Raw genomic sequence first — 8121 nt, 5'->3', positions numbered from 1 at the left:
AAGGCCGACATGGTTGACGACGCCGAGCTGCTGGAACTGGTCGAAATGGAAGTTCGCGATCTGCTGAACACCTACGACTTCCCGGGCGACGACACTCCGATCGTGATCGGTTCCGCTCTGATGGCCCTGAACGGCCAGGACGACAACGAGATGGGTGTTTCCGCCGTGCGCAAGCTGGTAGAAACCCTGGACTCGTACATCCCCGAGCCCGAGCGCGCCATCGACAAGCCGTTCCTGATGCCGATCGAAGACGTATTCTCGATCTCCGGTCGTGGCACCGTGGTAACTGGCCGTGTTGAGCGTGGCATCGTCAAGATCCAGGAAGAAGTGGAAATCGTCGGTATCAAGGCGACCACCAAGACTACCTGCACCGGCGTTGAAATGTTCCGCAAGCTGCTCGACGAAGGTCGTGCTGGTGAGAACGTCGGCGTTCTGCTGCGTGGCACCAAGCGTGAAGACGTAGAGCGTGGCCAGGTTCTGGCCAAGCCGGGCACCATCAAGCCGCACACCAAGTTCGAGTGCGAAGTGTACGTGCTGTCCAAAGAAGAAGGTGGTCGTCACACCCCGTTCTTCAAAGGCTACCGCCCGCAGTTCTACTTCCGTACCACCGACGTAACCGGCAACTGCGAACTGCCGGAAGGCGTTGAGATGGTAATGCCGGGCGACAACGTGAAAATGGTTGTCACCCTGATCGCTCCGATCGCCATGGAAGATGGCCTGCGCTTCGCGATTCGCGAAGGCGGCCGTACCGTTGGCGCCGGCGTGGTTGCCAAGATCATCGAGTAATCGCTGATCCGCTCCAGGAAAAGGGACCCTTCGGGGTCCCTTTTTCGTTGAGTTGGTTAAATATTGACACCCCTCAGACGCATCCGTACAATTGCGCCTCCTTTTAACGGGCGGAGTCCGTCCGTTGGGAATGGCAACTTGGAGTCTGAGGTCAAATGCAAAATCAACAAATCCGTATTCGGTTGAAGGCTTTTGATCACCGCCTGATCGACCAATCTACCCAGGAAATCGTGGAAACCGCGAAACGTACTGGGGCTCAGGTGCGTGGTCCGATTCCTCTGCCGACCCGCAAGGAACGTTACACCGTGCTGATTTCCCCGCACGTCAACAAGGACGCTCGTGACCAGTACGAAATTCGTACCCACAAGCGTGTTCTCGACATCGTTCAGCCGACCGACAAAACCGTCGACGCGCTGATGAAGCTCGACCTTGCTGCTGGCGTCGAAGTACAGATCAGCCTCGGCTAATGCCTTCGGCATTGGTCGTGTAACGCTCTGAAATGGGCGGCCATAGCGGGTGAAAGCCCCGTACACTAAAGAGGTTCTAAAGATGACAATTGGTGTTGTCGGTCGTAAGTGCGGCATGACCCGCATCTTCACCGAAGATGGTGTCTCCATTCCGGTCACGGTCATTGAGGTCGAGCCGAATCGCGTCACCCAGTTCAAAAACGAAGAAAGCGATGGCTATCGCGCTGTGCAGGTAACTGCTGGCGAGCGTCGTGCTTCTCGCGTGACCAAGGCGCAAGCCGGTCACTTTGCCAAGGCGAATGTCGCCGCCGGTCGCGGCGTGTGGGAATTCCGTCTGGGCGAAGAGGAGTTCAAGGCAGGCGATTCCATCTCTGTCGATCTGTTCCAGGCAGGCCAGCTGGTAGACGTTACCGGTGAGTCCAAGGGTAAAGGCTTCGCCGGTACCATCAAGCGCTGGAACTTCCGTGGTCAAGATAACACCCACGGTAACTCCGTTTCCCACCGCGTCCCGGGTTCCATCGGCCAGTGCCAGACTCCTGGTCGAGTGTTCAAGGGCAAAAAAATGTCGGGCCACATGGGTGCTGAGCGCGTAACCGTTCAATCCCTTGAGGTCGTGCGTGTCGATGCAGAGCGCAATCTGCTGCTGGTCAAAGGTGCCGTTCCCGGCGCTACCGGTGGTGATGTGCTGGTGCGTCCGGCAGCCAAGGCTCGCGGTTAAGAGAGGAAGCTGAGATGCAACTGAATGTAAATGGCGCTCAGGCGATCGAGGTTTCCGAGCGTACCTTTGGTAGCGAATTCAACGAGACCCTGGTTCACCAGGCAGTCGTAGCCTACATGGCTGGCGGCCGTCAGGGCACCAAGGCTCAGAAAACTCGTTCCGAAGTCTCCGGTGGTGGCAAGAAGCCGTGGCGTCAGAAGGGCACTGGTCGTGCTCGTGCTGGCACCATCCGTAGCCCCATCTGGCGTGGCGGCGGCGCGACCTTCGCGGCCAAGCCCCAGGATCACTCCCAGAAGCTCAACAAGAAGATGTACCGCGCTGCTCTGCGCTCCATCCTCTCTGAGCTGGTTCGTCTGGACCGTCTGGTTGTCGTTGCCGACTTCGCTGTCGATGCACCGAAGACCAAAGGTCTGGTCAGCAAGCTGGAAGGCCTGGGCCTGAAAGATGTACTGATCGTCACCGAAGGCGTCGATGAGAACCTGTACCTGGCAGCTCGCAACCTGGCCCACGTCGATGTACGTGACGTCCAGGCTTCCGATCCGGTCAGCCTCATCGCCTACGACAAGGTGCTGGTCACCGTGTCCGCCGTGAAGAAGTTCGAGGAGCTGCTGGCATGAACCAGGAACGCGTATTCAAAGTGCTGCTGGGCCCGCATATCTCCGAGAAGGCCACTGGCCTGGCGGACGGCAACAGCCAATTCGTTTTCAAGGTTGCCACTGATGCAACCAAGCTGGAAATCAAGAAGGCCGTAGAAAGCCTGTTCGGCGTGAAAGTACGTCGCGTCACCACCCTGAACGTTCAGGGTAAGACCAAGCGTACCGTTCGCGGCCTGGGCAAGCGTAACGACTGGAAAAAAGCGTACATCGCTCTCCAGCCGGGCCAGGATCTCGATTTCGCAGCTGGCGCTGAGTAAAGGGGTGCATCATGGCAATCGTTAAATGCAAACCGACTTCCGCTGGTCGTCGTTTCGTCGTCAAGGTAGTGAACCAGGACCTGCACAAAGGTGCTCCGTTCGCTCCCCTGCTCGAGAAGAAGTCCAAGTCGGGCGGCCGTAACAACAACGGTCGTATCACCACCCGTCATATCGGTGGTGGCCACAAGCAGCACTATCGTCTGGTCGACTTCCGTCGCAACAAGGATGGCATCCCTGCCATCGTTGAACGCGTCGAATACGATCCGAACCGTACTGCTCACATCGCTCTGCTGAAATACGCGGACGGCGAGCGTCGTTACATCATCGCCCCCAAAGGCGTGGTGGCTGGCGATCAACTGATCTCCGGTATCGGCGCTCCGATCAAGGCCGGCAACAACATGCCGCTGCGCAACATTCCGGTGGGTAGCACCATCCACGGTATCGAACTGAAGCCTGGCAAAGGTGCTCAGATCGCTCGCTCCGCTGGCGCTTCGGCTCAGCTGGTTGCCCGTGAAGGTGCCTACGTAACCGTACGTCTGCGTTCCGGTGAGATGCGCAAAGTCCTGGCTGACTGCCGTGCGACCCTGGGCGAAGTCTCGAACTCCGAGCACAGCCTGCGTTCGCTGGGTAAGGCCGGTGCCAAACGCTGGCGTGGCGTTCGCCCGACCGTTCGTGGTGTTGCCATGAACCCGGTCGACCACCCGCACGGTGGTGGTGAAGGTCGTACCTCTGCTGGTCGTCATCCGGTGTCGCCGTGGGGTCTTCAGACCAAGGGTAAGAAGACTCGCGCGAACAAGCGTACCGACAACATGATCGTCCGTCGCCGCAAGTAAATAGAGGGATACGACAGTGCCACGTTCTCTGAAAAAAGGTCCTTTTATCGATCTTCACCTGCTGAAGAAGATCGAAGTGGCGGTGGAAAAGAACGACCGCAAGCCGATCAAGACCTGGTCGCGCCGTTCTATGATCATGCCGCACATGGTTGGTCTGACCATCGCTGTCCACAACGGCCGTCAACACGTGCCGGTTCTGGTCAACGAAGACATGGTCGGTCACAAACTCGGCGAGTTCGCTGCTACCCGCACTTATCGTGGGCACGCTGCGGACAAGAAAGCCAAGCGTTAAGGGGTAAGGAAGATGGAAGTAGCCGCTAAGCTCTCGGGCGCTCGTATCTCCGCCCAGAAAGCCCGCTTGGTCGCCGACCAGATCCGCGGGAAGAAGGTGGGCGACGCGCTCAACCTCCTGGCTTTCAGCAACAAGAAAGCCGCCGAGATCATGAAGAAAGTGCTGGAGTCGGCCGTTGCCAACGCCGAGCACAACGAAGGCGCCGATGTAGACGATCTCAAAGTCTCCACCGTCTTCGTCAACGAAGGTCGTTCGCTCAAGCGCATCATGCCGCGTGCCAAAGGCCGTGCTGATCGCATCGTCAAGCGGTCTTGCCATATCACTGTCAAGGTTGCGGACAAGTAACGGAGTCGATCAGATGGGTCAGAAAGTACATCCCAATGGCATCCGCCTGGGTATCGTCAAGGAGCACACCTCCGTTTGGTACGCAGATAAGCGCACTTACGCCGATTATCTGTTCGCCGACCTGAAGGTACGTGAGTATCTCCAAGACAAACTAAAAAGCGCGTCCGTCAGCCGTATCGATATCCATCGTCCGGCTCAGACTGCACGTATCACCATCCACACCGCTCGTCCCGGCATCGTGATCGGCAAGAAAGGTGAAGATGTTGAGAAGCTGCGTCAGGACCTGACCAAGCAAATGGGTGTGCCGGTGCACATCAACATCGAAGAGATCCGCAAGCCGGAACTCGACGGTATGCTGGTTGCGCAAAGCGTAGCTCAGCAGCTGGAGCGTCGCGTTATGTTCCGTCGCGCCATGAAGCGCGCTGTACAGAACGCCATGCGCATTGGTGCCAAAGGCATCAAGATCCAGGTAAGCGGTCGTCTGGGCGGCGCTGAAATCGCTCGTACCGAGTGGTATCGCGAAGGTCGTGTGCCCCTGCACACCCTGCGTGCCGATATCGACTATGCAACCTACGAAGCGCACACCACCTACGGTGTGATCGGTGTGAAGGTTTGGATCTTCAAAGGCGAGGTCATTGGTGGCCGCCAGGAAGAGCTGAAGCCGGTAGCGCCCGCTCCTCGTAAAAAAGCTGCTAAGTAAGGAGTACGCAAATGCTGCAACCTAAGCGTACGAAGTTCCGCAAGCAAATGACCGGTCACAACCGTGGCCTGGCTCATCGCGGTTCTAAAGTCAGCTTCGGCGAGTTCGCCCTCAAGGCAACCAGCCGCGGCCGTCTCACCGCGCGTCAGATCGAGTCCGCACGTCGTGCGCTGACCCGTCACGTTAAACGTGGCGGCAAGATCTGGATTCGCGTATTCCCCGACAAGCCTGTTACCAAGAAGCCCCTGGAAGTACGTATGGGTAAAGGTAAGGGCGGCGTCGAGTACTGGGTAGCCCAGATTCAACCGGGCAAGGTCCTGTACGAGATCGAGGGTGTATCCGAAGAGCTGGCGCGTGAGGCATTCGCCCTGGCTGCTGCAAAGCTGCCGCTCGCCACCTCCTTTGTTAAGCGGACGGTGATGTGATGAAAGCGAATGAACTTCGTGAAAAATCCGTTGAGCAGCTGAACGAGCAACTGCTCGGCCTGCTGCGCGACCAGTTCAATCTGCGCATGCAGAAAGCAACTGGCCAGTTGGGGCAGTCTCACCTGCTCTCGCAGGTTAAGCGCGACATCGCTCGCGTGAAAACTGTGCTCAACCAGCAAGCAGGTAAGTAATCATGGCTGAAGCTCAGAAAACCGTCCGTACGCTGACTGGCCGCGTCGTCAGCGACAAGATGGACAAGACCATTTCCGTTCTGATCGAGCGCCGCGTTAAGCACCCGATCTACGGCAAATACGTGAAGCGTTCGACCAAACTGCACGCACACGACGAAACCAATCAGTGCCGCATTGGTGACCTGGTCACCATTCGCGAGACCCGTCCGCTGGCCAAGACCAAGGCCTGGACCCTGGTTGATATCGTCGAGCGCGCGGTTGAAGTCTAAGGGTCGGAGATAGAAGATGATTCAGACTCAATCCATGCTCGAAGTCGCTGACAACAGCGGCGCGCGTCGCGTAATGTGCATCAAGGTACTCGGCGGTTCCCACCGCCGTTACGCCGGCATTGGCGACATCATCAAGGTCACCGTCAAGGAAGCAATTCCGCGTGGCAAGGTGAAGAAGGGCCAGGTAATGACTGCCGTGGTCGTTCGTACCAAGCACGGCGTACGTCGTACCGACGGTTCCATCATTCGCTTCGACGGCAACGCCGCCGTCCTGCTGAATAACAAGCAGGAGCCGATCGGCACCCGTATCTTCGGGCCCGTGACTCGTGAACTTCGTACCGAGAAGTTCATGAAGATCGTCTCCCTTGCCCCAGAAGTGCTGTAAGGAGTAGCCGTCATGCAAAAAATTCGTCGTGACGACGAAGTCATCGTCATTGCCGGCAAGGACAAGGGCAAGCGTGGCAAAGTGATCAAGGTTCTGGCTGATGACCGTCTGGTCGTTGGCGGTGTGAACCTGGTCAAGCGCCACACCAAGCCCAACCCCATGCTCAACCAGCAAGGCGGGATCGTCGAGAAGGAGGCGCCTCTGCACGTCTCCAACGTCGCCATCTTCAACGCTGAAACCAACAAGGCTGACCGCGTTGGTTTCAAAGTCGAAGACGGTAAGAAGATTCGTGTCTTCAAGTCGACCCAGAAACCGGTTCAGGCTTGAGGGAGCTAGGTAGATCACCATGGCACGATTGAAAGAAATTTATCGGAAGGAAATCGCTCCCAAGCTGAAGCAAGAGCTTCAGCTGGCGAACGTGATGGAAGTTCCGCGCGTTACCAAAATCACCCTGAACATGGGTCTTGGCGAAGCTGTTGGTGACAAGAAAGTCATCGAGAGCGCCGTAGCTGATCTGGAAAAGATCGCGGGTCAGAAGCCGGTTGTGACTTACGCTCGTAAGTCCATTGCTGGTTTCAAGATTCGTGAAGGCTGGCCGATCGGTGTGAAAGTCACCCTGCGTGGCGATCGCATGTACGAGTTCCTGGACCGTCTGCTGTCGATCTCGCTGCCGCGCGTTCGTGACTTCCGTGGTCTGAACGCCAAGTCCTTCGACGGCCGTGGCAACTACAGCATGGGCGTCAAAGAGCAGATCATCTTCCCGGAAATCGATTACGACAAGATCGATGCCCTCCGCGGTATGGATATCACTCTGACCACCACCGCGCGTTCGGATGATGAGGGTCGTGCACTGCTGCGCGCCTTCAAATTCCCGTTCCGCAACTGATTGGAGTAGGACCATGGCTAAAGAGAGCATGAAGAACCGTGAGCTGAAGCGTCAGCAAACGGTAGCCAAGTACGCCAAAAAGCGTGCCGAGCTGAAAGCGATCATCGCTAATCCGAACACTTCGGCTGAAGATCGTTGGAATGCCCAGGTCGCCCTGCAGAAGCAACCGCGTGACGCGAGCGCCAGCCGCCTGCGTAACCGTTGCCGCCTGACCGGTCGTCCGCACGGTTACTACCGCAAGTTCGGCCTGAGCCGTAACAAGCTGCGTGAAGCAGCCATGCGCGGTGACGTACCGGGCCTGGTGAAAGCCAGCTGGTAAGTGCTAGACGGGGTCGGCAACGGCTCCGTTGATCGCTTTGCGAAGCAAGCCCCCTTGTGGGGCTTGATTCGTTTTTAAGCGATCTCTAGAATACCCGGCTCCCCCGAGTCCGGGTTTTAGTTCGTCCGGCGTTTTGAGGGCGAGTTGTGAAGTTGAAGGCTTATCTTTTGTATCAGGAGCATTAAGCCCATGAGTATGCAGGACCCGTTAGCAGACATGCTAACTCGCATCCGTAATGCCCAGATGGCTGAGAAGACCGTCGTGAGCATGCCGTCTTCCAAGCTGAAAGCGGCAGTCGCCAAAGTCCTCAAGGACGAAGGCTACATTGCGGATTTCCAAGTCACCGCCGAGGCCAAGCCTCTGCTGTCGATCGAGCTGAAGTACTTCGAAGGCAAGCCTGTCATCGAGGAAGTGAAGCGAATCAGCCGTCCTGGCCTGCGCCAGTACAAATCCGTAGACCAGCTGCCGAAAGTTCGTGGCGGCCTGGGCGTTTCGATCGTCTCCACCAACAAAGGTGTGATGACTGACCGTGCTGCCCGTGCCGCTGGCGTCGGTGGCGAAGTGCTCTGCACTGTGTTCTAAGGGGAATCAG

General features: G+C 57.5%; 17 protein-coding genes. All 17 read left to right on the top strand.

What is annotated here, in order from left to right; genetic code table 11:
- A partial coding sequence (locus tag J2T47_RS27585) for an elongation factor Tu (RefSeq protein WP_253453700.1) occupies positions 1-786 on the top strand: 786 nt, incomplete at its 5' end.
- A gap of 155 nt (positions 787-941) precedes the next feature.
- Positions 942-1253, top strand: coding sequence for a 30S ribosomal protein S10 (gene rpsJ / locus J2T47_RS27580; RefSeq protein WP_003243886.1), 312 nt, complete (start codon positions 942-944; stop codon positions 1251-1253).
- 82 nt (positions 1254-1335) lie between these two features.
- Positions 1336-1971: a 50S ribosomal protein L3 gene (gene rplC, locus J2T47_RS27575; protein ID WP_024767389.1), complete on the top strand. Its 636-nt coding sequence runs from the start codon at positions 1336-1338 to the stop codon at positions 1969-1971.
- A gap of 14 nt (positions 1972-1985) precedes the next feature.
- Positions 1986-2588: a 50S ribosomal protein L4 gene (rplD, locus tag J2T47_RS27570; RefSeq protein ID WP_017521904.1), complete on the top strand. Its 603-nt coding sequence runs from the start codon at positions 1986-1988 to the stop codon at positions 2586-2588.
- Positions 2585-2884 (top strand): 50S ribosomal protein L23, encoded by a 300-nt coding sequence (gene rplW, locus J2T47_RS27565; RefSeq protein ID WP_015475322.1) that lies wholly within the window; start codon positions 2585-2587, stop codon positions 2882-2884. The genes rplD and rplW overlap by 4 nt, the downstream gene beginning before the upstream one ends.
- Before the next feature lie 11 nt (positions 2885-2895).
- On the top strand, positions 2896-3717 hold the full coding sequence (gene rplB, locus J2T47_RS27560; RefSeq protein ID WP_024767388.1) for a 50S ribosomal protein L2: 822 nt from the start codon (positions 2896-2898) through the stop codon (positions 3715-3717).
- 16 nt (positions 3718-3733) lie between these two features.
- Positions 3734-4009, top strand: a complete 276-nt coding sequence (rpsS, locus tag J2T47_RS27555; protein WP_017521902.1) for a 30S ribosomal protein S19 — start codon at positions 3734-3736, stop codon at positions 4007-4009.
- A gap of 12 nt (positions 4010-4021) precedes the next feature.
- A complete protein-coding gene (rplV, locus tag J2T47_RS27550; RefSeq protein ID WP_015475325.1) occupies positions 4022-4354 on the top strand; it encodes a 50S ribosomal protein L22 in 333 nt (110 codons plus the stop codon).
- A 13-nt stretch (positions 4355-4367) separates the two neighbouring features.
- Complete coding sequence (gene rpsC, locus J2T47_RS27545) at positions 4368-5054, top strand: 30S ribosomal protein S3 (protein WP_015475326.1); 687 nt, start codon at positions 4368-4370, stop codon at positions 5052-5054.
- Positions 5055-5065: 11 nt separating this feature from the next.
- On the top strand, positions 5066-5479 hold the full coding sequence (gene rplP / locus J2T47_RS27540) for a 50S ribosomal protein L16 (RefSeq protein ID WP_009617163.1): 414 nt from the start codon (positions 5066-5068) through the stop codon (positions 5477-5479).
- Entirely contained in the window at positions 5479-5670 is a 192-nt protein-coding gene (gene rpmC / locus J2T47_RS27535) for a 50S ribosomal protein L29 (RefSeq protein WP_003093720.1), read from the top strand. Before rplP ends, rpmC begins: the two co-directional genes overlap by 1 nt.
- A gap of 2 nt (positions 5671-5672) precedes the next feature.
- The gene (rpsQ, locus tag J2T47_RS27530; protein ID WP_236172369.1) at positions 5673-5939 is read left to right on the top strand and encodes a 30S ribosomal protein S17; all 267 of its coding nucleotides are present in this window, start codon (positions 5673-5675) and stop codon (positions 5937-5939) included.
- Positions 5940-5955: 16 nt separating this feature from the next.
- Positions 5956-6324 (top strand): 50S ribosomal protein L14, encoded by a 369-nt coding sequence (gene rplN / locus J2T47_RS27525; protein ID WP_017521901.1) that lies wholly within the window; start codon positions 5956-5958, stop codon positions 6322-6324.
- Between the two features lie 12 nt (positions 6325-6336).
- Positions 6337-6651 carry a 50S ribosomal protein L24 gene (gene rplX / locus J2T47_RS27520; RefSeq protein WP_045215317.1) on the top strand — a complete coding sequence of 105 codons (315 nt, stop codon included), beginning with the start codon at positions 6337-6339 and terminating at the stop codon, positions 6649-6651.
- Positions 6652-6670: 19 nt separating this feature from the next.
- Positions 6671-7210: a 50S ribosomal protein L5 gene (rplE, locus tag J2T47_RS27515; RefSeq protein WP_017521899.1), complete on the top strand. Its 540-nt coding sequence runs from the start codon at positions 6671-6673 to the stop codon at positions 7208-7210.
- A 13-nt stretch (positions 7211-7223) separates the two neighbouring features.
- Positions 7224-7529 (top strand): 30S ribosomal protein S14, encoded by a 306-nt coding sequence (gene rpsN / locus J2T47_RS27510; protein ID WP_026079356.1) that lies wholly within the window; start codon positions 7224-7226, stop codon positions 7527-7529.
- Between the two features lie 189 nt (positions 7530-7718).
- Positions 7719-8111 (top strand): 30S ribosomal protein S8, encoded by a 393-nt coding sequence (gene rpsH, locus J2T47_RS27505; RefSeq protein ID WP_015475331.1) that lies wholly within the window; start codon positions 7719-7721, stop codon positions 8109-8111.
- Positions 8112-8121: the final 10 nt, after the last annotated feature.

It is taken from the genome of Pseudomonas nitroreducens (assembly GCF_024170165.1).
Classification (GTDB): domain Bacteria; phylum Pseudomonadota; class Gammaproteobacteria; order Pseudomonadales; family Pseudomonadaceae; genus Pseudomonas; species Pseudomonas nitroreducens_C.
The sequence above is the reverse complement of the archived record's forward strand: the minus strand, read 5'-3'. Positions and strand labels throughout refer to the sequence as shown.

Excerpts from the sequence above, each read along its gene's own strand:
- rpsN (WP_026079356.1), top strand. The coding sequence starts at position 7,224 with ATGGCTAAAGAGAGCATGAAGAACCGTGAGCTGAAGCGTCAGCAAACG.
- rplD (WP_017521904.1), top strand. The coding sequence starts at position 1,986 with ATGCAACTGAATGTAAATGGCGCTCAGGCGATCGAGGTTTCCGAGCGT.
- rplB (WP_024767388.1), top strand. The coding sequence starts at position 2,896 with ATGGCAATCGTTAAATGCAAACCGACTTCCGCTGGTCGTCGTTTCGTC.
- rplC (WP_024767389.1), top strand. The coding sequence starts at position 1,336 with ATGACAATTGGTGTTGTCGGTCGTAAGTGCGGCATGACCCGCATCTTC.
- rpsQ (WP_236172369.1), top strand. The coding sequence starts at position 5,673 with ATGGCTGAAGCTCAGAAAACCGTCCGTACGCTGACTGGCCGCGTCGTC.
- rplX (WP_045215317.1), top strand. The coding sequence starts at position 6,337 with ATGCAAAAAATTCGTCGTGACGACGAAGTCATCGTCATTGCCGGCAAG.
- rpsJ (WP_003243886.1), top strand. The coding sequence starts at position 942 with ATGCAAAATCAACAAATCCGTATTCGGTTGAAGGCTTTTGATCACCGC.
- rpmC (WP_003093720.1), top strand. The coding sequence starts at position 5,479 with ATGAAAGCGAATGAACTTCGTGAAAAATCCGTTGAGCAGCTGAACGAG.
- rpsH (WP_015475331.1), top strand. The coding sequence starts at position 7,719 with ATGAGTATGCAGGACCCGTTAGCAGACATGCTAACTCGCATCCGTAAT.
- rplV (WP_015475325.1), top strand. The coding sequence starts at position 4,022 with ATGGAAGTAGCCGCTAAGCTCTCGGGCGCTCGTATCTCCGCCCAGAAA.
- rpsC (WP_015475326.1), top strand. The coding sequence starts at position 4,368 with ATGGGTCAGAAAGTACATCCCAATGGCATCCGCCTGGGTATCGTCAAG.
- rplE (WP_017521899.1), top strand. The coding sequence starts at position 6,671 with ATGGCACGATTGAAAGAAATTTATCGGAAGGAAATCGCTCCCAAGCTG.
- rplN (WP_017521901.1), top strand. The coding sequence starts at position 5,956 with ATGATTCAGACTCAATCCATGCTCGAAGTCGCTGACAACAGCGGCGCG.
- rplW (WP_015475322.1), top strand. The coding sequence starts at position 2,585 with ATGAACCAGGAACGCGTATTCAAAGTGCTGCTGGGCCCGCATATCTCC.
- rplP (WP_009617163.1), top strand. The coding sequence starts at position 5,066 with ATGCTGCAACCTAAGCGTACGAAGTTCCGCAAGCAAATGACCGGTCAC.